Genomic DNA, 22,797 nt, shown 5'->3' with positions numbered 1-22,797 from the left:
GATTTTGTTAAATATGTTTAACTCACATATCAAAATTCACCACTCTCGCACATTTCGTAAGCCAGCTCATATATTTCATTAACATTGCCGCCAGAAGCAGCTCCTTGTTCGGCAACTTGACATGCTTGGGCATGACAGTCTGTAGCTACCATTGGTTTTTCATTTGTGGTAGTAGCACCCACAGGATAAGCCATAAAAGTTACGGCCAATAATAAAAAAGCATTTTTCATAGTAAAAAAATTAATGGTTAATAAATAAATTAATCTTTAGTGTCTTCCTTTAAGTTTGCATACATTTTTGAAATATCCTCTTCCATTGAAAAAAAAGGAAATTCGACTATCCTTCCTATTTCCATACCATCCTTGATAAAGATGATAGTGGGCAGATATTTGATCCCGTAATTTTTTATGGGAGCCCTTGGACGTCGTTTCTTTTTATCGACATTGTATAAGGTTATTTGGTCTTTTGATATGTTCATACTATCCAATAACTTGAAAAATTTGGGAAGAAACATTTTGGTGTCGTGGCACCAAGTACCCATGAAAACAAAAAACTCACTCTGTCTCAAATTTTCGGCAAGATTGCCATTCAATGAAACGGTCGGGGTAAATCCATTATACTTCTTGGAAAACCATATCAGGTTGTAAAAGGCCTCCATTTTGTTATCTTCAATCAATCCAATATCGATGGTTTGTTGAGATGACAATGTAAATGGAACAATAAAAAAAGTCAAAATCAATATTTTGGATACGAATCCCTTAACGTCAAAAAATATGGGTTTATCGGTTTGGTCTTTAAGATTGATGGGTAAAGAGGATTCAGGCTGGTCAATCAAAATATTTAAATTTTTATATGAACTAATTAACACACATTTAAAATGTAGGAAAAATATTAAAAAAGTGTAGCTGTATAATGTATATCTGGTATTAAAACTTGTATAGTTGGTATTAAGTGTTAATAATTTGACTTTCAGTATTTTGATATAGGTTAAGGATACATGGCCCAAATGAGCGCATCATGGTTTTAATGTTACTACAAAGTCCCAAGTGAGAATCAATATTTTTAACAAGAGTCCTTTAGGGACTAAAAAACCGGGTATTCCGTTTTACTTTATTGTAAAAAATTGATGACATTCATCGATGATAATACAGCTTATTATAAAAAGAATATCCTTTCAATTGACAGATGCCCCATTTCGATTGACAGATGCTCCGTTTCAATTGATAAGCCGGAGTTTACAATGAAAGGACTGAAAGATTCTATGAGGAGACCTTCGGTTTTTTACTCGCCAAATACACGCCCACCAGTACAAAGGCCATTGCAGCAACCTTAACAAGCGTCAATTCATCTTTGCCTGCAAACAGGGCGAACAGTATCCCAACCAAAGGTTGCATGTATACAAAGGCCCCCACAGATGAAGCTTTGAGCTGTGTCAATGCAAAAATATTGAACAGATAAGTCAAGAATGTGGTTCCGATCACCACAAAGGCAACAGAACCATAGGCCCAGAGAGGCATGGTGGACCATTGTATTTCCATTGCTTCGGGAAGTGTCAATGGTAGATTAATGACCACTCCAATGGTGAACAGCCATTTCATTAGAGTAAAAGGATGGTACTTTTCAATCAGTTTTTTGACAACAACAAGATAAGCACCATAGGAAGTGGCATTTATAATGAACAAAAAGTTACCTAAAGGTATGTTAGGTGCATTTTGACGAGCTTCTGCTCCAAAAAGAATAAGCCCGACCGCACCCACAAATCCCAAAAAAATCCCTAAACCTTTGTTCAAGGTAATTCTCTCTTTCAGAAAAAGGGCAGAGATAACCACAACGATTATAGGAGTAATGGTCACCAGAACAGCACTGTTGATGGGGGTGGAAAGTTGTAGGCCTTTAAAAAACGAAAGCATGTTTATGGACATACCCAATAGGGTACAAACCAACATGCGGCCCCAGTCTCTTTTCTCGATTTTTTCCTTGGGGCCAAAAAAAGAAATCAACCAAAAAAGAAGCGCAGCTCCCCCAACACGGAGAAAAATAAACCCAAAGGGTTTAACATGCGTGGGCATGACCCCTTTGGCCACAGTATGGTTTATGCCATAAATAAATGTGGCACCGATGGCGGCCAAAATGGCCAACGTTCTTTTGCTCATGAATGAAGGGCTTCCTTGGCGGCTTGGACCGTTTTTTTGGAGTTTCCAATAAAAATTTGACCGTCAACCATAACTACGGGTCTTTTTAAAAAGGTATAATGTTCTAAGATCAAATCTTTGTAATCGTTTTGAGAAAGTTCTTTTTCATGTAAACCCCGTTGTCTAAAAAGCACGGCCCTTCTGCTAAAAAGGGATTCATAACTTTCGCTGAGCTCCGCCATTTGTTCCAATTGTTTCGGTGTAATGGTCTCAGATTTTATTTCTTGGAGTTCAACACCGTCCAAAGGTTCCAATTCTTTAAGAATACGTTTGCAGGTTGAGCAGCTGCCCAAATGATATATTTTTTTCATGACTATTTTGCTGGATAGGCAAAGGAAATCAAAAATCCATCAAATCACATTACGAACATGTAAATTCAACAGCTTTTAAAGGCAGTGTTTGTTTTTTTGATGATGGATTAATCACGCTTTGGGGATACTTTTTCAGATTTTAGGGCTAGTTTTACATCAACCAATTGCTATCCTATGGAAAAGTTATTTGATATTCTTCTCAAGAACAGAAAGATTCTTCACGGCCACTTGGAGCATACCCCAAGAGAGGATTTGTTCAAAATTCCTGAAGGTTTCAACAATAATATTTGGTGGAACATAGCCCATGTGGTGGTAACTCCACAATTATTGATCTACGGGTTGAGCGATATGGAGTTTACCATCGAGAAAGAGCTGATAGATAAATACCGAAAAGGAACATTTCCTGAAGGAGAGCCGACAAAGGAGGAGATGGAGAAAATATCGGCCTATCTGTTCAGTACGGTGAAGCTTATTCAGTTGGACTACGAACACGGCAAGTTCAAGACTTTTAAGGAATATATGACAACCCCAAAAATTGGTTTAAACAAGGTGGAAGACGCTTTGGCTTTCAATGTGTTTCATGAAGGGCTTCACCTTGGGGCCATTTTGGCTTTGAAAAAGGCGTTGGAACGGGATCGTTAGTGCTTCACTTTTCTTTTTAAATAGGTATTGATTTCATTGTAGGGTAATGTTAAAACAATGGGGCCATCGGCGTATGAGGCTACCTCGTATTGGTTGTAAATCAATTTTAACCCTTCTTTAGTGTACCCGATGCTGTTGGGCAAATGGAACGAATCTCCATCGAACATAAAGCCCGTAGCATTGATGTTTTTGTGCTGTGGGATGTTTTCTTGAACACGGAACTTGGTCTCTGCAAAATCTTCAAAACCTTCCAAATCATCAAAAAGTTCCGAGTTTTCGAGTTCTGTACCCTTTCTTTTATCAAAATTTAGATAGGAAGTGGATGCATAGCCATGGGCGCCGCCCGTAAAGGAGTAGGAATTGAGTATCAAAGTAAGAATGTTTTCATCCTCATAAACCACTGTACCATCTATCTCGGCCTCCCATTGCACCTCATCGGGGAATTTGGCCTTAAGTTCCTTGTAGCTCGCGGTAAACGATTGCAGGGCTTTATCCACGCTGTCAATGGTTTCATCTTCATTAAAGGACAAAATACTGATAATCTCTTCTTGAAGCGCAATATTTATGGCTTCGGCAACCGGGGAGTCGTCCAATGCACTTGGAATGTTGACTTCTATTTTTGGGCAGCCATCACAATTTTCCCCTAGTAATTGTTTGGGCTCAAAAGTAAGTTTGCTCTCTGTTTGGCAACTCATCAATAGGCACAAAAAAAAGATTGTTGCAAGGTGTTTTTTCATGGGTCGAGGTTTTTGGGTCATCAAAAATACAACTTCATTGATTAGGCCAAAAGATAACGATACATTTGTATGAAGATAGTTTTAGCATGAGCAAAAAAGAGTTAAAGTTTAACAGTAAGGCCATTCATGGTGGGCAGCACCCCGATAAAGCCTATGGTGCGGTAATGCCTCCCATTTACCAAACCTCTACTTATGCGCAATCCACTCCGGGAGGGCATAAGGGTTACGAATATTCCAGGGGGGCAAACCCTACCAGAACCGCTTTGGAAAATGCGGTGGCCAGTTTAGAGAACGGCAACTTTGGGATGGCTTTTGGCAGTGGCATGGCCGCCATAGATGCCGTGATGAAACTGTTGGGCCCTGGTGACGAGGTAATCTGTACAAGTGACCTGTACGGAGGCAGCTATCGGCTTTTTAAGGGTGTTTTTGAAAAATTTGGGGTCAGGTTCAGGTTTTCAGATATGACGGATATGCAGGAACTGGCTTCACAAATCAATAGGAATACCAAGCTGGTGTGGGTGGAAACCCCTACCAACCCCATGATGAATATTATTGACATTAAAGCCGTTTCAAAAATTGCAAAAGAGCATGAGTTGCTGTTGGCGGTGGACAATACGTTTGCCACACCATACCTACAGCGACCGTTGGAGCTCGGTGCAGATATCGTGATGCATTCTGCTACTAAATACTTGGCCGGACATAGCGATGTGGTGGTCGGCGCCTTGGTGGTAAGGGATGAGAAATTGGCCGAGCAACTCTATTTTATCCAGAAATCCAGCGGAGGTATTTGCGGCCCTATGGATAGTTTTTTGACCCTTCGCGGCATTAAAACACTTCACGTGCGCATGCAACGACATTGCGAAAATGGGGAATCCATTGCTAAATATTTGGAGAATCACCCCAAAATCGATACCATATATTGGCCAGGGTTTGAATGGCATCCCAACCACGAGGTAGCCAAAAATCAAATGAGGGGCTTTGGCGGGATGATTTCCTTTGTGCCCAAAGGCGGAAGCTACGAAAGCGCCATAAAAATTGTAGAGAAATTTCAACTATTCACACTAGCTGAATCGTTAGGAGGTGTCGAAAGTTTAGTGGGACATCCGGCGAGTATGTCGCACGGTAGTATTCCAAAGGAAGAACGAGAAAAAAATGGTGTAGTTGATGCCCTGATCAGACTTAGCGTGGGCATTGAGGATGTAGAAGATTTGATTGCAGATTTAGATCAGGCCTTGAAATAACATTTTTTGAAAAATTTATAAAATACATGCATTCAAATTATTGAAATAATATAATTTTGCCCTCAAATTCATAATTCAACAAAAAAATACTTTTCGCGAGCGGAAAGAAAATTAATTTTAACCCATATATGGAAACAAAAATAAAAGCGTTTATGGATGAGGTGATTGCCAGAAATGGTCATGAGCCCGAATTCATACAAGCCGTGCAAGAAGTTGCGGAAACCGTGATACCTTACATAGCACAGAACGACATATACCACGGTAAAAACATTTTATTGCGGATGGTAGAGCCTGAGCGATTGATTTCATTCCGTGTGGCATGGATAGATGATGATGGAGAAATCCATGTAAACCGCGGCTACCGTGTTCAAATGAACTCGGCCATTGGACCATACAAAGGGGGACTTCGTTTTCACCCGACCGTAAACGCCAGTGTGCTTAAGTTCTTGGCCTTTGAACAAGTTTTCAAAAATAGTTTGACAACCCTGCCCATGGGTGGAGGTAAAGGTGGTTCCGATTTTGACCCTAAAGGCAAGTCGGACGATGAGATCATGCGTTTTTGCCATGCTTTTATGACCGAGCTGTGCAGGCACATTGGTCCAAATACAGATATTCCAGCAGGTGATATAGGCGTAGGTGCCCGTGAAATCGGGTTCCTGTTCGGGATGTACAAGAAAATACGTAACGAGTTTACCGGTGTGTTGACAGGTAAAGGACTTTCTTGGGGAGGCTCCTTGATTCGTCCTGAAGCAACTGGTTATGGTACGGTTTACTTTGCCGATAGCATGCTCAAAACCAGAAACGAGACTTTTGAAGGTAAAAAAGTGGTGATTTCTGGTTCTGGCAACGTGGCACAATATGCTGCTGAAAAGGTATTGCAACTTGGAGGTACCGTATTAACACTTTCTGATTCAGGAGGGTTCATCTACGATAAGGACGGTATTGATGCCGAAAAACTAGCCTTTGTGATGGACTTGAAGAATAACAGACGAGGAAGAATTTCCGAGTATGTAGATAAATATCCATCGGCAGAGTTCCATAAGGGAGAAACACCATGGAAAATTGCTTGCGATATAGCATTACCATGTGCCACCCAAAACGAATTGGATGGTGACGCAGCTGCAACATTGATCAAAAACGGATGTATTGCCGTGGCAGAAGGTGCAAATATGCCTTCTACCCCAGAAGCCATCCATGCATTCCACGATGCGAAAATTCTGTTCGCACCAGGTAAAGCTTCAAATGCAGGTGGTGTAGCCACTTCAGGATTGGAGATGAGTCAGAATTCACTTCGTATTAGCTGGACAAGGGAAGAAGTGGATAAACGATTGAAAGGGATTATGGCCGATATTCATGACTCTTGTGTAGAGTATGGTGAAGAGGGCGGGTATTGCAACTATGTAAAAGGGGCCAACATTGCTGGCTTTGTTAAGGTTGCAGATGCTATGTTGGCCCAAGGGGTGATCTAATCCGATTACCAAAATAATTTTAGATTGGCAGTTACCAGAAGTAGTGGCTAAATTTACACTTTTGGTAACTGCTTTTTTTTAGCCCATGCAAATCACAACAAAGGCCATTGTTCTCTCTTCCCTAAAATATGGGGACACCAGCCTTATTGTTAGGGCCTTTACACAATCCGATGGAGTAAAATCGTATTTGCTAAAAGGAGTTCTCGCTTCCAAAAAGGCTAAAATTAGACCTGCTTATTTTCTCCCTCTAATGCAGTTGGAGATTGTGGCCCATCATAAAAACAAGGGCACTTTGGAAAGTATCCGCGATGTTAGGGTGGCCATTCCTTACCAAACCATGCACACCGATGTGGTAAAGAACAGTGTGGTGCTATTTTTGGCTGAAATGTTGGGAAATAGTATTCAGGAACAAGAGCAGGATGAGGGTCTTTTCAATTATTTGGAGTATGCCCTCCATTGGATGGATGGGCATAAGCTCTCGCCTAATTTTCACATCCTGTTTTTGCTCAATCTTACCAAGTATTTGGGCTTCTATCCGGACACTTCTTACCAAAATTCGCCGTTTTTTGATCTTTTGGAGGGTCGTTTCTGTAAAACGCCATCACTTAATCCCTTGATCCAGAGTGAAAACTTGGAGAGTTTCAAGAGATTTTTAGGCACGAATTTTGAGGCGTTACAAGCGATACAACTAACTAAGCCTAACAGACGAGAGCTCTTAAAAACGATAATCCAGTATTTCCACTTACATGTGCATGGATTTCGGGAACCAAAGTCTCTCGCCGTATTAAATGCAGTATTTACCTAAAAATGCAAAACCTGAAAGCAACCTTAACTCTAATTCTTCTATTTTTTACCTTAACATTTTATGCCCAAGAAGTAACCGTTTTAGATGCCGACACAGGAATACCTGTAGATAATATTGCCATTTTTAACAAAGACCAATCTAAGACCACAGTTACGGATGCCAGAGGAAAGAGTGAACTTGATATTTTTTCCCCAGATGAAAGAATCACTTTTAAACATATCAGTTATGCAACCTATACCACTACCAAAAATCAAATAGAAAGGCGCGGCAATCGGGTCTATCTCCACCTAAAAACAGAAGAACTTCAAGAAGTAGTGATGTCCGTCTCCAAATGGGAGCAACAAAAAAAGCACATCCCCCAAAAAATTGAAACTTTTGATGCCCGAAATATTGCATTTACCGCACCACAGACCTCCGCAGACCTTTTGCAGAATAGCGGAAAAGTATTTGTGCAAAAAAGTCAATTGGGTGGCGGTAGCCCCATGATCAGGGGGTTTGCTACCAACAGAATACTATTGTCCGTAGATGGAGTTCGAATGAACAACGCCATATTCCGTGGAGGAAACCTCCAAAATGTAATTTCAGTTGACCCGTTCACTATTAAAAAAACGGAGGTGACCTTTGGTCCCGGCTCTGTCATCTATGGGAGTGATGCCATTGGTGGTGTGATGAATTTTTATACACAAGATCCACGCTTTTCCTTTACAGATAGCCTTGCTTTCTCTGGAAATGTGAACTACCGATATTCAACCGCTAACAATGAGAACACCGCCCATGTGGATTTTAATTTAGGAAAGCTAAAATGGGCGTCCTATACCAGCTTTACCTACAACAATTTTGATGATTTGAAGATGGGCGAACACGGGCCTGAATCCTATTTGCGCAACAATTATGTGATTCGTGAGAACGGAACCGATGTTTTGGTAGCGAATGATGATCCTAAAAAACAGGTGAGTTCAGGATACGACCAAGTAAGTTTTCTTCAGAAGTTTACCTATAAACCCAATAGCACTTGGAACTACGATTTGGGACTGTATTATTCCGAAACATCGGATTTCCCAAGATATGATAGATTAATTCGTCCAACCAGCGATGGTAAAGGGCTTCGTTCGGCAGAATGGTACTATGGTCCACAAAAATGGTTCATGGGAAATTTTCAAATCACCCAAAAAGGAAAAAACAAATTCTATGATGGAGTAAAACTGACCACAGCTTATCAGTTTTTTGAAGAAAGCCGACACGACAGAGGTTTTCAAGATCCTGAACTTTATTCAACCAGGGAAAAAGTAGATGCCCTATCCTTAAACTTGGATTTTGAAAACAAGAAAATGGGAGACCTGCACCTATATTATGGTGCCGAGTATGTCTTTAATAAGGTCGATTCCAAAGGAAGCATGCAAAATATTGAAACGGATGAAGTAGCGGAAACAGCTTCAAGATATCCCGATGGTTCCACATGGCAAACCTTGGCCGGATATATAAATGGAGAGTATCAATTAAAGCCAAACCTTACTTTATTATCGGGAATCCGGTATAGCCAAGTTTGGGTAAATGCTATTTTCGATACCACCTATTACCCCTTTCCTTTTGATGAGGCAGATATTGTAACCGGAGCCCTTACCGGAAGTTTGGGGCTTAGCTGGTTCCCAAGATCCGATTTACAGGTAACCTTGAACGGTTCTACTGGATTTAGAGCACCCAATATTGATGATATCGGTAAAATATTTGACTCCGAACCTGGCTCGGTAGTAGTGCCCAACCCCGATTTGGAACCCGAATATGCCTATAATGGCGAGCTGGGACTCAGAAAAAACTTTAATGATGTGTTGGTACTCAAGGGAACGACCTACTATACTTATTTGGTGGATGCGTTGGTAAGAAGAGATTTTTCTTTCGGCGGTCAAACAGAAATTGAGTACAATGGGGAACCCAGCAATGTGCAGGCAATACAAAATGCGGCCAAGGCTTATGTGTACGGTTTTGAGTTTGGATTGGAAGCCTATTTTAACGAACACCTGTCGTTAAATTCCAATTTAACTCTAACGGAGGGAGTGGAAGAGGATGACGATGGAACCGATAGTCCTTCCCGCCACGCCGCACCCATTTTTGGCGATGTACATTTGATTTGGGAGAATCAAAAATTAAAAGCAGATGTATTCGTCAACTATAACGGAGAGGTAAGTAACAATGATTTGGCGATTTCCGAACAGGGCAAAACCTATATGTATGCGAGCGATGCCAATGGAAACCCCTATTCGCCATCTTGGTACACCTTAAATTTTAGGTCACAATATCAAATAACCAATGCTTTAAAGGCATCTGTGAGTCTGGAAAACATGACGAACCAACGGTATCGAATGTATTCTTCGGGTATTACTGCCCCAGGGACTAACTTGGTTTTGGGATTGGGATATGCATTTTAAAAAGCAAAGAGGGTTTCTAAAAAGTATTGAAATGCGTCATTCTGAATTCATTTCAGAATCTCATTATGCTGATAAACCAATTGTTATGAGAACCTGAAACAAGTTCAGGTTGACGGAAACCTCCTTTTAGAAACCCTCTTCTTTTTTTGAGACTTTTTGCCGTGAGTCCGTTTAGAGCTACATGCTATCAATAGCTTTTTTCGCAGCCTCTTTTGTGGCATCTATGGTTTCTTCACCAGCTTTTTTAATGCTGTCCAGAGCCTTTTCGCCCATTTCTTTGGCATCTTCGCCAGCTTCTTTCATGGCATCTGCAGCATCTTCTGCGGCCTTCTCTAAATCTTCACCAGCCTCTTCCAAGGTTTTTGCAGCTTCCTCAGAAGCCTCCTCGGTTTTGTCCTTAGTGTCCCTACAGGAAGTCATAACAGACACGGACAAGGTCAATGCCATTGCGGCAATTAGTACTTTTTTCATGATTTATATGGTTAAGTGTTAATGAGGAATCAATATAAGGAAATTTATGTTAAGAAGTGATTTGGCGCTTATCATATTTAGGTTAAGGGAATTAAGTGAATTCTAATGCAAAAATGCAGGGTATAATTCCATCTAAATTTATAATTTTGCAAACTTGAATTCTAGTAGAAGAAGCAGTATATGAAGTTTGCGGAATATAAGGGATTGGATTTGCCAAAAGTATCTGAAGAAATTCTTGACTTTTGGAAGGACAAACAGATTTTTGAAAAGAGCGTTTCCACACGGGAGGGCAAGGAGAGCTATGTATTTTATGAAGGCCCACCATCTGCAAACGGAATGCCCGGGATCCATCACGTAATGGCGCGTACCATCAAGGATATATTTCCGCGGTACAAAACAATGAAGGGTTTTCAGGTAAAAAGAAAAGCGGGATGGGATACCCACGGCCTACCTGTAGAGATAGGCGTAGAAAAGGAGCTTGGCATTACCAAAGAGGATATTGGAAAGAAAATATCGGTTGAAGATTACAATGCGGCCTGTAAAAAAGCGGTAATGCGTTACACGGACGTTTGGAACGAGATGACCGAAAAAGTGGGGTATTGGGTGGATATGGACAATCCATATATCACATACAAGTCCAAGTACATGGAGTCCGTTTGGTGGTTGTTAAAACAGATTTACGACAAAGGGCTTATCTATAAAGGCTACACTATTCAACCCTATTCGCCAAAGGCGGGTACAGGGTTGAGCTCACATGAGTTGAATCAACCAGGTACTTATCAGGATGTGACGGATACCACGGTTACGGCTCAATTCAAGGCTAAAACCGATTCACTTCCAGCGGTTTTAAAGAAAGTTGAGGGGGATATCTTTTTCTTGGCATGGACAACCACTCCTTGGACGCTTCCATCGAACACAGCTTTGACCGTAGGGCCAAAAATTGAGTATGTACTTGTAAGATCATACAACCAATACACCTTTGAGCCCATCAATGTGGTGGTGGCTAAAAACCTGGTGAATTATAACTTTTCTGGAAAATTCTCCAAAGTTGAAACAGAGGAAGAACTGAAATCATTTCAAGAAGGTGATAAAAAGATTCCATATTTGGTAGGAGAAACTTTTGTAGGCAAGGATTTGGTCGGCATCCAGTACGAACAGTTGATTGATTATGTGCAACCCTACCAAAACCCAGAAAATGCTTTCAGAATAATTTCCGGGGATTTTGTAACCACCGAAGACGGTACGGGAATTGTACATACCGCGCCCACCTTTGGTGCGGACGATGCCTTGGTGGCAAAACAGGCCACACCAGAAGTGCCTCCGATGCTGGTTTTGGACGAAAATGACAATCCAGTTCCATTGGTGGACCTTCAAGGCAAGTTTAGACCCGAAATGAAGGAGTTTGGCGGCAAATATGTAAAGAACGAATACTATGATGAGGGCGAAGTGCCCGAAAAGTCTGTTGATGTTGAGATTGCCATCAAACTAAAAATAGAGAACAAGGCCTTTAAGGTCGAGAAATATGTGCACAGTTACCCAAATTGCTGGCGTACGGATAAACCCATCTTGTATTATCCATTGAATTCTTGGTTTATCAAAGTAACCGATGTCAAGGATCGTATGTTCGAGCTGAACCAGACCATCAACTGGAAACCAAAATCCACTGGCGAAGGGCGTTTTGGGAACTGGTTGGCCAATGCGAACGACTGGAACCTATCCCGATCAAGATACTGGGGCATTCCATTGCCCATTTGGCGAACCGAAGATGGTAAGGAGGAACTGATGATAGGTTCCGTGGAAGAACTAAAGTCAGAAATGGCCAAAGCTGTTGAGGCGGGTGTGTTGGAGAAGGATGTTTTTGAGGATTTTGTAGTGGGTGATATGAGCGAGTCCAACTACGACAAAATCGACCTGCATAAAAATATAGTGGATGGCATCACTTTGGTTTCCCCATCCGGACAGCCCATGAAGCGCGAAGCAGACCTTATCGACGTTTGGTTCGATAGTGGTTCCATGCCCTACGCACAATGGCACTATCCTTTTGAGAACAAGGAATTTATTGATGATGGCGTAGCGTTTCCGGCCAACTTTATCGCTGAAGGTGTGGATCAGACCCGTGGTTGGTTCTATACCCTACATGCGATTGCTACTATGGTTTTTGATAGCATCGCCTATAAAAATGTAGTCTCCAATGGGCTTGTTTTGGACAAGGAAGGCAAAAAAATGTCCAAACGATTGGGCAATGCCGTAGACCCGTTCGAGGTGTTGCCAGAACATGGTCCCGATGCCACACGTTGGTACATGATTTCCAACGCCAACCCTTGGGACAACCTGAAATTTGATATTGAAGGCGTTGTTGAGGTAAAACGAAAGTTCTTTGGAACACTGTACAATACCTACTCCTTTATGGCGCTTTATGCCAATATTGATGAATTTGATTATTCCGAAGCCGATATTCCGTTACAGGACAGGCCAGAGATTGATCAGTGGATCTTGTCCGAGCTCCACACCTTGATCAAAAATGTGGATGAAGCCTACGGAGATTATGAAGCTACCCGGGCAGCAAGGATGATTTCCGATTACGTTCAGGAGAATTTGAGCAATTGGTATGTTCGCTTGAGCAGAAGACGCTTCTGGAAAGGGGATTATCAACAGGACAAGATTTCGGCTTACCAAACGCTTTACACCTGTTTGGCGACCGTGGCCAAATTATCCGCGCCGATCGCGCCATTTTTTATGGACCAGTTGTACAAGGATCTGGATGCCACGACCAAAAAGGATGGTTTTGAAAGTGTACACTTGGCAGAGTTCCCTGTTTTTGATGCCAATATGGTGAACAAAGACTTGGAGCGTAAGATGCAGTTGGCCCAGAAAATTTCTTCTTTGGTGCTTTCCATCCGTCAGAAGGAGAAAATAAAGGTGCGCCAACCGCTTCAAAAAATCATGATCCCAGTTTTGGATAATGAGCAAAGAAGCGATATTGAAGCCGTTTCCGATTTGGTGAAATCCGAAGTAAACGTGAAAGAGATTGAGATGTTGGACGATGCTTCAGGAGTTCTTGTAAAACAAATAAAACCCAATTTTAAGGTTTTGGGCCCAAAATTTGGTAAGGATATGAAAGCAATTGCTGCCGGAGTATCAAAATTGGGTCAAGAGGACATACAAAAAATGGAACGCGAGGGAGAATTATTGCTACAGTTGGAAAATAAAACCGTTAATTTACAGTTAACCGATGTAGATATAAGTTCTCAAGATATTGAAGGTTGGTTGGTGGCCAGTTCAGGGCCGTTGACCGTAGCTCTGGATGTTACCATAGATGAAACCTTAAGAAAAGAAGGTATTGCGAGAGAGCTAGTGAACCGAATCCAGAATCTTCGAAAGGAATCCGGGTTTGAGGTGACTGATAAAATTGATATTAAGATATTGAAGGACGGCTTTGTGGAAAATGCGGTTTCCAGTAACGAGGATTACATCAAAACGGAAACTTTGACCGCCGAGCTCAACTTTGAAGAAAAACTTGAAGAAGGTATAGCAATTGCCTTTGATGAAGTGAATACAAAATTGTTTATTCAAAAACATTAGAAAATGGCAGAAGATTCAACAGTAAGATATTCCGACAAGGACCTTGCAGAATTCAGGGCTTTGATAGAGGAAAAAATAGAGAAGGCCAAGAAACACTTGGAACTTTTAAAGAGCTCCTACATGAACGATGGTAACAACGGTACAGATGATACTTCACCAACGTTTAAAGCATTTGAGGAAGGCTCTGAGACCATGAGCAAGGAAGCGAACACCCAATTGGCCATCCGTCAGGAGAAATTTATCCGCGACTTAAAGAATGCGCTATTGAGAATTGAGAACAAGACTTATGGTGTTTGCAGGGTTACCGGAAAGCTCATCAACAAGGAGCGATTAAAGCTTGTGCCCCATGCTACTTTGAGCATTGAGGCGAAGAACATGCAGAAGTAATTGAAACGCCTTCGGGCGTTTTTTATTTATGAGGGCACTATTGTTTTTGTTCGTTTTTTTTACGCTCGTGCATGTTCACGGGCAAAAATTGGTAAGGAAAGCCTTTATTGGTCCCCGAACAGCAACCATTCAAATTGATGCCCAATATTGCTACCGAATTGATTTAAAGACCGCATCGTCCGATGAGGTCCAAGTCTCAGCAAGTATGGAGGGGGAATATGCCAAAGATTTATTGATTTCTATTGAGCAAAGCGGGACCACCGCTATGATAAGTGCAGGCTTTCAACCCCTTTTTGTAAACCCCAACGACAAACTCAGTGCTCACAAAGTTGTTTCCATAGCTTTGGAAATTAGTGTACCGGAATACAAAAGTGTAGATGTATTTGGAACCAATACCAATTTGTATGTCTCGGGAAAATATGAAGATTTGAATGTTACTTTGTCCGATGGGCGCTGTACCTTGGAGAATGTTTCCGAATCTGTTAAAGTGACCACCCAAAAAGGGGATATTACAGTAACTGCACCGAGTGGAGATATTGTTGCGGAGAGCACTTACGGGAAAGTAGAGAAGGAAACAATACCCTTTGGTCACAATCTATTTGTTCTGAAGACGATAGAAGGCGACATCTTCCTGACCAAAACAAAATAATATCCATATTTTTGCAATCCTTTTAATAGAAGAATGAATTTAAAGAAGTCCCTTATTATCATCATTCTGATCCTATTGGTGGACCAGATCAGTAAAATCTATATCAAAACCAATTTTATATTGGGTGAGGCGAATGAGGTTTTCAGTTGGTTCAAAATACTTTTTATTGAGAATGAAGGCGCTGCTTGGGGTACAAAATTGAGTGATTTGCTGCCCATATCCGAACCAGCAGGAAAATTGATATTGACCATATTTCGAATTTTTGCCGTTTTTGGAATCGGATACTGGCTGTGGGACATTATTAGAAAACAATCACCCAAAACTTTGATTTTGGCGGTTTCCTTGATTTTTGCAGGAGCTGTGGGGAATATTATCGACTCGGTTTTCTACGGGCTTATTTTTGACCACAGTAACGGACAAGTTGCTACACTTTTTGCGGAAGAGCCTTACGGAAGTTTGTTTCATGGCAAGGTGGTGGACATGTTGTACTTTCCTTTGGTGGATACCACTTGGCCAGATTGGGTTCCCTCTTGGGGAGGTCAACGTTTTCGTTTTTTTGAGCCTGTGTTCAACATTGCCGATACCGCAATAAGTACAGGGGTGGGAATTTTGATCGTATTCAACAAAAAAGCATTTCCAAAGGAGGAAGATAAGAAAGAGGCCGCTGCCGATCAGAATGTATAAACCTTTTTTGGGGTAACGCAGTAGTCCAATTTTACGTCGTTTTCATGGACATCGGTAATTTGTTCGCTTTCAGCTTCAAAAAACGATAAGCCAATTTTTATGGTTTCCTTGCGGCATTTGTTCAAAAAGGTATCGTAAAAGCCCTTTCCGTATCCAACCCGGTTGCCCAAGGCATCAAAAGCCAGTAATGGTACAAAAACTACATCAATTTTGTTTTCAGGGACTTCAATGCCATCCATAGGTTCGGGTACGCCCCAAGCACTTTTCTTAAAGGCAGTATTATCGGTGAGCAAATAATTTTCCATGGAATTGCTGCTTACCACTTTGGGAACCACCACGTTTTTATCCTTTCCTTGGAGAAGTGTTATCAAGGGCAAAGTGTCCACTTCGCTTTTTTCCTCAATGCTTAGGAATATATGGTAATAAAAAAAATCCCAGATAGGGATTTGGAGTATATTGTTGGCTAACACCAAACTTAAATCTGAGGCTTTTGCAGAAGTAATAGCTGCTCTCAGATTTTTGTATTTTTTTCTAAGTTCACGTTTCAACATTTAACTGTTGAAAATTTTGGAGTTGTTTTTGGGCAATGGAGCATTATTCTCCTTTGTTGGTTGCAACGGAGAAAAATATTTTGAAGAAAAGCATCAAAATCAAGTACATTCCCAAAACGATAATATAGTTTTCCATAGGATTATGTTTATACGGTTAAATGTAAGTAAAACAATTGAAAATTTTACCATGAAATGCACTTTTTATCGATGAAATGCACAGTTTTTAGCAACTGTTTAACAAATTAAACCAAACCTCAATCGTTAAATTGTCCAATTCCCATAGTTTTTTTAGGGACAAACCCTTGTTTGGGATTGAGTAGCCAAAATTCTGATTTTGTGTACTTTTTGATGGAATTTAAAGTGAGAACGATCAAATATCAACGCAAAACGTGAATTCATCAAGTTTAACAATTATCACCGCAATTAAAATATAACTTTGTTATAAAGTCAAAAACAGTTCATTTTTAGAACTACTTATGTCCAAATCAACATCTTTAGAAGTACAGTTAAGTTCGCTACCCAATAATCCTGGAGTTTATCAATTTTATGATGTCGATGGAAAAATTTTATATGTGGGCAAGGCCAAAAACCTTAAAAAACGGGTTTCCTCTTATTTCAATAAAAAACAAGAGTATGGCAAAACTAGGGTACTGGTAAGGAAGATTCATTCCATTAAACATATTGTGGTGCCTACGGAGTCGGATGCTCTTTTATTGGAAAACAATCTCATTAAAAAACTACTGCCCAGGTACAACGTTTTGCTCAAGGACGATAAATCGTATCCTTGGATCTGTATTAAAAATGAAAGGTTCCCCAGAGTATTTTCCACACGAAAACTGATTAAGGACGGTTCCGAATACTTTGGCCCCTATACCAGTATGAAAACGGTGAGGACGCTCCTGGATCTGGTAAAAAGCCTGTACCCATTGCGTACCTGCAACTACGACCTTTCCGAAGAGAAGATTGAAGCAGGAAAATACAAGGTGTGCTTGGACTATCATTTGGGCAATTGTTTGGGGCCTTGCGAGGGACTTCAAAGCGAAAAAGAGTATCATGACCAGATAGAAGATATTAGGCAAATCATAAAAGGAAACTTAAAAAACTCCATACAGACCTTTAAACAACAAATGAAGGATTTTGCTGAAAAAATGGAGTTTGAAAAGGCGCAGCGTGTGAAGGACAAGATTGAAGTTCTGGAAAATTATCAGGCCAAATCTACCGTAGTGAACCCAAAAATCAACAATGTGGATGTGTTTTCGATTATTTCTGATGAAACCCACGCCTATGTAAATTTTTTACAGATTTCCCACGGGGCCATAATTAGGTCGCATACTTTGGAAATAAAGAAAAAGCTTGATGAAACCGATGAAGAATTGCTTCAACTGGGCATCACCGAGATCAGACAGCGGTTCAATTCAAAATCAAAGGAAATATATCTACCTTTTCCGGTTACGGTGGATGATGATTTAAAGATGATCTTGCCCAAATTGGGCGATAAGCGTAGAATTTTAGACCTGTCCGAACGTAATGCGAGGTTTTATAGGCAGGATAGGCTAAAGCAAATCAAGATTACCGATCCAGACCGCCATACTAAACGGATCATGACACAAATGAAGTCGGATTTACGGCTTTCGGAGGAGCCACGACATATTGAGTGTTTTGATAATTCCAACATACAAGGCAGTAATCCGGTGGCAGCTTGTGTTGTTTTCAAAGATGGTAAGCCTTCCAAAAAAGAGTACCGGCACTTCAATATAAAAACGGTGGAGGGACCGGATGATTTTGCCAGTATGGAGGAGGTGGTGTTTAGGCGATACAAAAGATTGCTCGATGAAGAAGAACCCCTGCCCCAACTTATTGTGATTGATGGAGGAAAAGGGCAATTATCGTCAGCGTTAAAGAGTTTGGAAGTTTTGGGGCTACGTGGAAAAATTGCCATTATTGGCATTGCCAAGCGTTTGGAAGAAATCTATTTTCCGGATGACCCGGTACCGTTGTATTTGGACAAAAGGTCGGAAAGTTTAAAAATAATCCAACAGCTCCGAAACGAAGCCCACCGCTTTGGGATTACCCATCACCGGAACAAAAGGAGCAAGGGTGCAATTAGTTCAGAATTGGTTAATATTGATGGGATAGGAGAAAAAACCGCCCAGCAACTATTAAAAAGCTTTAAATCGGTAAAACGAATCAAAGAAGCGTCCCTGGAAACTTTAACGGCCTCCGTTGGGGCGTCCAAGGCAAAGAAAATTTATAAAACTTTTCATAAGTAAGCAATGCGAAAAAAACTAACAATCATAACACTTCTAATTGCTTTAATAGGTGTGGCAGGGATGGCCCAAAACACTACGGATAAAAAGTCGCCAAAAGTAGGGCTGGTACTAAGTGGTGGCGGCGCCAAGGGTTTGGCCCATATTGGCGCATTAAAGATTATTGAGGAAGCTGGTGTTAAAGTGGATTATATTGGTGGAACCAGTATGGGAGCCATTGTTGGAGCTTTGTACGCATCGGGCTACTCTGCCCAGCAATTGGATTCCATTTTTAGGAATACCGATTTTACCGATTTGATACAGGACAACGTTCCCCGGAGTGCAAAAACATTTTATGAGAAAGAGGATTCCGAACGCTATGCCCTTTCCTTGCCCTTCGAGAATTTTAAGGTAACCTTCCCACAAGCCATTTCTGGCGGACAGAACATATACAACTTGTTGGTTCAACTCTTGTACCATGTAAAAGATGTGCAAGATTTTAGAAAATTGCCTACACCTTTCCTGTGTGTGGCCACCAATGTGGAAACTGGGGAAGAGGTCCTGTTGGACAAAGGATATCTGCCCGAGGCCATTGTGGCAAGTGGGACATTCCCTTCACTTTTTGAACCTGCAGAAATTGATGGACAGATCTTGATCGATGGCGGCGTGGTGAACAATTACCCTATAAATCAAGTAAAGGCAATGGGAGCAGACATTATTATTGGGGTGGACGTGCAACACGATCTGGCCACAAGGGAATCACTTTCTTCGGCTACGGAAATATTGCTCCAGATCAACAATTATCGTACGGTGAACGATATGAAGAAAAAATCCAAGGAAACCGATTTGTATATCCGGCCGGACATTGACCAATTCTCCGTTATTGCTTTTGATAAGGGCAAACAAATTGTTAAGAGCGGGGAAGCTGCAGCCCAAAATAAAATGGATGAGCTAAAACAAATAGCACAAAGTCAAGATGAGGCCCCAAAACCCCGTAAAAGAATCAAGATGGTAGATAGCTTAACCATCAATAGGATGATCATTAAAGGTAACGATCAATACACCAGAGGGTACATTAAAGGTAAGTTGAGGTTTAACCTGGCAGAGAAGATTTCGTTTGATGATTTAAAGCAAGGAATGAGCAATCTTTCGGCAACGGGAAACTTTAAGGCAATCCGGTACGATCTTGTATCGAACGGTCTGGGTACGGACTTGATTCTAAAACTCAAGGAAAACCCAATCAAAATGTACATTAAAATGTCTGCCCATTATGATGACCTCTATAAAAGTGCGGCATTGATCAACCTCACTAAAAAGAATTTTTTAATGAAGGACGATGTGGCTTCCTTTGATTTTATATTGGGCGACCACATTAGGTACAACATGCAATATTATTTGGATAAGGGCTATTACTGGAGTCTTGGGATAAATTCAAAATTGACCGATTTTGATGCGGAAACCGATTTTTCTTTGATCCAAGGCAACTTTAATGTTCCGATCAACCCCAATATCCAAAGAATTAATATAGATGTGACCGACCTTACGAACCAAGTATATCTGCAAACCGTTCTCCAAGAAGAGTTTGCCTTTACCATAGGGGCAGAGCACAAATTCTTGAATTATAGTACCCGGACACTAAATCAAGTAGATACAGATGGGGAAGTCGCGATGTCAGCATCCAACAATAGGACTACTTTTGAAAACTCCAATTATTTTAGCGCGTTCTCTCAAATAAAACTGGATACATACGATGATAAATACTTTCCCACCAAAGGGCTTTTGTTCGATGGCGATTTTCACTTTTACGCGTTCTCTTCCGATTATAACAATAATTTTAGCCAGTTTGCCGTAGCAAAGACTAAGTTTGGCGGCACATTTTCAATGCTAAATAACTTAAGCATACAGCTGGAAGCGGATGGAGGTGTAAAGCTTGGAACTTCGCAAGTAACTTCTTTTGATTTTATCCTGGGAGGTTTTGGCAACGACTTTGTAAACAATTTTGTGCCCTTCTTTGGTTACGATTTTCTTAGCTTGCCAGGCAATAGTTACATTAAAGGATATGGCCGTTTGGATTACGAATTTACCTACAAGCACCACTTTTTGTTTTCCGCAAATTATGCCAACATCAACGACGATCTTTTTAGAACAGGGGATTGGTTCAAAGAGCCGAGTTTTTCAGGATATGGGGTAGGCTATGGTTTCGAATCTTTTCTAGGACCAATTCAAGTTTACTATTCTTGGTCTCCAGAGATTAGTGAAAGCAATATTTTCTTCAGTGTTGGGTATTGGTTCTAATAAAAATCACTCGATCAATAAGCCCAATTCTCTTAATAATTTGTCAAAAAAACAGGTAAAATCAACCAATAATATAAGTGTTTAGTTAAAGTCCGTTAAAAACACTTTTTCCTACAAAACCTTGCCGTATCTTTGACCCACATAAGGGGTGGTTCCCTTATAACTTTAAGTATTGGTTTTTCATAATTTAAAGTTTGGTTGGTTATTTAGGAAAAGCCCAGTCTCGAGACTGGGCTTTTTTTGTTTATACTATTTTGGAATAAGTTTTGTTTAAGTATATGTGAACAGCATGGCCCCTAAAGTGATTTTACTAATTTTATACCAATAAAATTGCAAATGAAAAAGATTATAATACCAACACTATTGCTTCTTTTGTCAATGTCGGTTATGGGTCAAAGTTCACGCCCTGCCTTTAAACCAGGGGAATGGCTAAAATTTAGGATACACTATGGCATCCTAAATGCCAGCTATGCCACATTGCACTTGACTTCCGAAAATTTGGACAATATTCCTGTATATCATGTTGTAGGTAAGGGGAAAACTACCGGATTTGCAAGTATTTTTTTTAAGGTTGACGATACTTATGAAAGCTATTTTGGCCAAAAACATGGCAAACCGTATAAATTTATCAGAAAAATAGATGAGGGCGGTTATACCAAGGACATAGAAATTGAATTTGATTACGATAAGGACAAAGCGATTCTGATTGATAACAAAAATGATACAAAAAAGAACATTGCCATACATGATGGGATTCAGGATTTGATTTCCGCTTCCTACTTTTTAAGGAGCAACTATAACCTGGAAGAATTTGAGGTTGGGGAATCCATCGATTTGGATATGCTTTTTGACGACGATGGGGTTTTTAGGTTTCAATTAAAATATTTGGGAAAAGAAATCCTCAGGACCAAGTATGGAAAGGTAGAATGTCTTAAATTTAGACCTTTGGTTCAGTCCGGTCGTGTTTTTAAGGAAAAAGAGAGTCTTACACTTTGGGTTTCCAACGATTGGAACAAAATACCTATCCGAATCAAGGCAGATTTGGCCGTAGGATCTTTAAAAGCAGATTTAGATGGTTATAATGGGTTAAAGAACCAATTTAAAATAATAATGGATTAGTGTCGAGATTAATGGATAAGGATGCAAAAATCGCTTCCCAAATCAACAAGCTAGAGGAAAAGTTCAAAAACTCGGGTCAGGACTTAAGTTCTTACTTGGATGGGCTTCTTTACGAGAGATATCTTACTTACTGGGATTATATCCGCTTGGATACCTTGCTCAGTCTTCAAGTACCGCGAACACATTTTCCTGATGAGGAAATCTTCATCATGTACCACCAGATTACAGAGCTGTACTTCAAACTTATTCTACATGAAGAAAAACAGATTGTTGAAGATAAATCCCAGGATGTAGCCTTTTTTATAGAAAAAGTTCGAAGAATCAACAGTTACTTCAAGGCTCTTATATCCTCCTTTAGCATCATGATAAAGGGAATGGAAAGGGAACAATTTCTACGTTACCGAATGGCCTTGCTTCCGGCAAGTGGATTCCAATCGGCACAATATAGGATGATAGAGTTCTACGCCACCCCATTGGAGAATATGGTGCACCCATCCGAACGGGATTCATTTTCTTCGGAAAACAGTATAGAAGAGCTTTTTGAACATGTTTATTGGAAAAAAGGGGCAACCGATTTGGAAACGGGCGAAAAAACACTCACACTAAAACAGTTTGAGGTAAGATATACACCACGGCTCCTGCGTATAGCCAACCAAGTAAAAAACAGTACCATATACCAAAAATATCTTCAACTGCCCGATGCATCCAAAAACAATGAAGAGCTGATTTCTGCGTTAAAGACATTGGATTTGAATGCCAATGTAAATTGGCCGTTGATGCACATGGGATCGGCACACAGGTATTTGGCAAGGGAAGGCCAAGATGTGGAGGCAACTGGAGGCACTAATTGGAAGGACTATTTGCCGCCAAGTTTCCAGAAAATAATTTTTTTCCCAACTTTGCATACCAAAGAAGAGTTGGATACATGGGGCAAGCAATGGGTGGACCATGTTTTTAATCCCGAAAAAGAAGAATACAAGGAATAAGAAGAGA

Annotated in this window: 20 protein-coding genes; 13 read left to right on the top strand and 7 right to left on the bottom strand. The window is 40.6% G+C overall.

Annotated features, from left to right (window positions below; all coding sequences use genetic code 11):
• Positions 1 to 29: 29 nt before the first annotated feature.
• The 4 genes from MURRU_RS05595 to MURRU_RS05580 all read right to left on the bottom strand — a co-directional run bounded on the left by MURRU_RS05595 (position 30) and on the right by MURRU_RS05580 (position 2,503).
• Positions 30 to 230, bottom strand: a complete 201-nt coding sequence (locus MURRU_RS05595; protein WP_014032460.1) for a hypothetical protein — start codon at positions 228 to 230, stop codon at positions 30 to 32.
• A gap of 29 nt (positions 231 to 259) precedes the next feature.
• On the bottom strand, positions 260 to 835 hold the full coding sequence (locus MURRU_RS17310; RefSeq protein WP_014032459.1) for a thioredoxin family protein: 576 nt from the start codon (positions 833 to 835) through the stop codon (positions 260 to 262).
• A 424-nt stretch (positions 836 to 1,259) separates the two neighbouring features.
• The gene (locus tag MURRU_RS05585) at positions 1,260 to 2,153 is read right to left on the bottom strand and encodes a DMT family transporter (protein WP_014032458.1); all 894 of its coding nucleotides are present in this window, start codon (positions 2,151 to 2,153) and stop codon (positions 1,260 to 1,262) included.
• Positions 2,150 to 2,503 (bottom strand): arsenate reductase family protein, encoded by a 354-nt coding sequence (locus MURRU_RS05580; protein ID WP_014032457.1) that lies wholly within the window; start codon positions 2,501 to 2,503, stop codon positions 2,150 to 2,152. The genes MURRU_RS05585 and MURRU_RS05580 overlap by 4 nt, the downstream gene beginning before the upstream one ends.
• Before the next feature lie 174 nt (positions 2,504 to 2,677).
• Between MURRU_RS05580 and MURRU_RS05575 the strand changes: the two genes are divergently transcribed.
• Entirely contained in the window at positions 2,678 to 3,145 is a 468-nt protein-coding gene (locus tag MURRU_RS05575) for a DinB family protein (protein ID WP_014032456.1), read from the top strand.
• Here the strand turns inward: MURRU_RS05575 and MURRU_RS05570 are convergent.
• Positions 3,142 to 3,882 (bottom strand): DUF3298 and DUF4163 domain-containing protein, encoded by a 741-nt coding sequence (locus MURRU_RS05570; protein ID WP_014032455.1) that lies wholly within the window; start codon positions 3,880 to 3,882, stop codon positions 3,142 to 3,144. The genes MURRU_RS05575 and MURRU_RS05570 overlap by 4 nt on opposite strands.
• Positions 3,883 to 3,968: 86 nt before the next feature.
• Between MURRU_RS05570 and MURRU_RS05565 the strand changes: the two genes are divergently transcribed.
• The 4 genes from MURRU_RS05565 (at position 3,969) to MURRU_RS05550 (ending at position 9,820) form a co-directional block, all read left to right on the top strand.
• Positions 3,969 to 5,123, top strand: coding sequence for a cystathionine gamma-synthase (locus tag MURRU_RS05565; protein ID WP_041801344.1), 1,155 nt, complete (start codon positions 3,969 to 3,971; stop codon positions 5,121 to 5,123).
• A gap of 128 nt (positions 5,124 to 5,251) precedes the next feature.
• Complete coding sequence (gene gdhA, locus MURRU_RS05560; RefSeq protein WP_014032453.1) at positions 5,252 to 6,592, top strand: NADP-specific glutamate dehydrogenase; 1,341 nt, start codon at positions 5,252 to 5,254, stop codon at positions 6,590 to 6,592.
• Between the two features lie 85 nt (positions 6,593 to 6,677).
• A complete protein-coding gene (gene recO / locus MURRU_RS05555) occupies positions 6,678 to 7,397 on the top strand; it encodes a DNA repair protein RecO (protein WP_014032452.1) in 720 nt (239 codons plus the stop codon).
• Between the two features lie 2 nt (positions 7,398 to 7,399).
• A complete protein-coding gene (locus MURRU_RS05550) occupies positions 7,400 to 9,820 on the top strand; it encodes a TonB-dependent receptor (protein WP_014032451.1) in 2,421 nt (806 codons plus the stop codon).
• Between the two features lie 177 nt (positions 9,821 to 9,997).
• Here the strand turns inward: MURRU_RS05550 and MURRU_RS05545 are convergent, their stop codons facing one another.
• Positions 9,998 to 10,291, bottom strand: a complete 294-nt coding sequence (locus MURRU_RS05545; protein WP_014032450.1) for a hypothetical protein — start codon at positions 10,289 to 10,291, stop codon at positions 9,998 to 10,000.
• Between the two features lie 180 nt (positions 10,292 to 10,471).
• Here MURRU_RS05545 and ileS point away from each other — a divergent pair, with 180 nt between their 5' ends.
• The 4 genes from ileS to MURRU_RS05525 all read left to right on the top strand — a co-directional run bounded on the left by ileS (position 10,472) and on the right by MURRU_RS05525 (position 15,593).
• A complete protein-coding gene (gene ileS, locus MURRU_RS05540; RefSeq protein ID WP_014032449.1) occupies positions 10,472 to 13,873 on the top strand; it encodes an isoleucine--tRNA ligase in 3,402 nt (1,133 codons plus the stop codon).
• Between the two features lie 3 nt (positions 13,874 to 13,876).
• Positions 13,877 to 14,260, top strand: coding sequence for a TraR/DksA family transcriptional regulator (locus MURRU_RS05535; protein WP_014032448.1), 384 nt, complete (start codon positions 13,877 to 13,879; stop codon positions 14,258 to 14,260).
• Positions 14,261 to 14,348: 88 nt separating this feature from the next.
• Complete coding sequence (locus MURRU_RS05530; RefSeq protein WP_148261484.1) at positions 14,349 to 14,909, top strand: DUF4097 family beta strand repeat-containing protein; 561 nt, start codon at positions 14,349 to 14,351, stop codon at positions 14,907 to 14,909.
• A 33-nt stretch (positions 14,910 to 14,942) separates the two neighbouring features.
• Positions 14,943 to 15,593, top strand: a complete 651-nt coding sequence (locus MURRU_RS05525; protein WP_014032446.1) for a lipoprotein signal peptidase — start codon at positions 14,943 to 14,945, stop codon at positions 15,591 to 15,593.
• Here the strand turns inward: MURRU_RS05525 and MURRU_RS05520 are convergent.
• Positions 15,581 to 16,144, bottom strand: coding sequence for a 5-formyltetrahydrofolate cyclo-ligase (locus MURRU_RS05520; RefSeq protein WP_014032445.1), 564 nt, complete (start codon positions 16,142 to 16,144; stop codon positions 15,581 to 15,583). The genes MURRU_RS05525 and MURRU_RS05520 overlap by 13 nt on opposite strands.
• 476 nt (positions 16,145 to 16,620) lie before the next feature.
• Between MURRU_RS05520 and uvrC the strand changes: the two genes are divergently transcribed.
• From uvrC to MURRU_RS05495, 4 genes are all read left to right on the top strand, one after another.
• Positions 16,621 to 18,414, top strand: a complete 1,794-nt coding sequence (gene uvrC, locus MURRU_RS05510; protein ID WP_014032443.1) for an excinuclease ABC subunit UvrC — start codon at positions 16,621 to 16,623, stop codon at positions 18,412 to 18,414.
• 3 nt (positions 18,415 to 18,417) lie between these two features.
• Positions 18,418 to 20,685 (top strand): patatin-like phospholipase family protein, encoded by a 2,268-nt coding sequence (locus tag MURRU_RS05505; RefSeq protein WP_014032442.1) that lies wholly within the window; start codon positions 18,418 to 18,420, stop codon positions 20,683 to 20,685.
• A gap of 336 nt (positions 20,686 to 21,021) precedes the next feature.
• Positions 21,022 to 21,804, top strand: a complete 783-nt coding sequence (locus MURRU_RS05500; protein WP_014032441.1) for a DUF3108 domain-containing protein — start codon at positions 21,022 to 21,024, stop codon at positions 21,802 to 21,804.
• A gap of 11 nt (positions 21,805 to 21,815) precedes the next feature.
• Complete coding sequence (locus MURRU_RS05495; RefSeq protein WP_014032440.1) at positions 21,816 to 22,790, top strand: tryptophan 2,3-dioxygenase family protein; 975 nt, start codon at positions 21,816 to 21,818, stop codon at positions 22,788 to 22,790.
• Positions 22,791 to 22,797 lie beyond the last annotated feature (7 nt).

This window comes from Allomuricauda ruestringensis DSM 13258, assembly GCF_000224085.1.
Classification (GTDB): Bacteria; Bacteroidota; Bacteroidia; order Flavobacteriales; family Flavobacteriaceae; genus Flagellimonas; species Flagellimonas ruestringensis.
Note: the sequence above shows the minus strand (reverse complement) of the source record. Positions and strands in the feature narration are given on the sequence as shown.

Bases quoted from the DNA above. Each gene is read 5' to 3' on its own strand.
- gdhA (WP_014032453.1), top strand. From the start codon at position 5,252: ATGGAAACAAAAATAAAAGCGTTTATGGATGAGGTGATTGCCAGAAAT.
- MURRU_RS05500 (WP_014032441.1), top strand. From the start codon at position 21,022: ATGAAAAAGATTATAATACCAACACTATTGCTTCTTTTGTCAATGTCG.
- MURRU_RS05525 (WP_014032446.1), top strand. From the start codon at position 14,943: ATGAATTTAAAGAAGTCCCTTATTATCATCATTCTGATCCTATTGGTG.
- uvrC (WP_014032443.1), top strand. From the start codon at position 16,621: ATGTCCAAATCAACATCTTTAGAAGTACAGTTAAGTTCGCTACCCAAT.
- MURRU_RS05545 (WP_014032450.1), bottom strand. From the start codon at position 10,291: ATGAAAAAAGTACTAATTGCCGCAATGGCATTGACCTTGTCCGTGTCT.
- MURRU_RS05550 (WP_014032451.1), top strand. From the start codon at position 7,400: ATGCAAAACCTGAAAGCAACCTTAACTCTAATTCTTCTATTTTTTACC.
- MURRU_RS05595 (WP_014032460.1), bottom strand. From the start codon at position 230: ATGAAAAATGCTTTTTTATTATTGGCCGTAACTTTTATGGCTTATCCT.
- MURRU_RS05565 (WP_041801344.1), top strand. From the start codon at position 3,969: ATGAGCAAAAAAGAGTTAAAGTTTAACAGTAAGGCCATTCATGGTGGG.
- MURRU_RS05580 (WP_014032457.1), bottom strand. From the start codon at position 2,503: ATGAAAAAAATATATCATTTGGGCAGCTGCTCAACCTGCAAACGTATT.
- MURRU_RS05570 (WP_014032455.1), bottom strand. From the start codon at position 3,882: ATGAAAAAACACCTTGCAACAATCTTTTTTTTGTGCCTATTGATGAGT.
- ileS (WP_014032449.1), top strand. From the start codon at position 10,472: ATGAAGTTTGCGGAATATAAGGGATTGGATTTGCCAAAAGTATCTGAA.
- MURRU_RS05585 (WP_014032458.1), bottom strand. From the start codon at position 2,153: ATGAGCAAAAGAACGTTGGCCATTTTGGCCGCCATCGGTGCCACATTT.
- MURRU_RS05505 (WP_014032442.1), top strand. From the start codon at position 18,418: ATGCGAAAAAAACTAACAATCATAACACTTCTAATTGCTTTAATAGGT.
- MURRU_RS05575 (WP_014032456.1), top strand. From the start codon at position 2,678: ATGGAAAAGTTATTTGATATTCTTCTCAAGAACAGAAAGATTCTTCAC.
- MURRU_RS05495 (WP_014032440.1), top strand. From the start codon at position 21,816: ATGGATAAGGATGCAAAAATCGCTTCCCAAATCAACAAGCTAGAGGAA.
- MURRU_RS05535 (WP_014032448.1), top strand. From the start codon at position 13,877: ATGGCAGAAGATTCAACAGTAAGATATTCCGACAAGGACCTTGCAGAA.
- MURRU_RS05520 (WP_014032445.1), bottom strand. From the start codon at position 16,144: ATGTTGAAACGTGAACTTAGAAAAAAATACAAAAATCTGAGAGCAGCT.
- recO (WP_014032452.1), top strand. From the start codon at position 6,678: ATGCAAATCACAACAAAGGCCATTGTTCTCTCTTCCCTAAAATATGGG.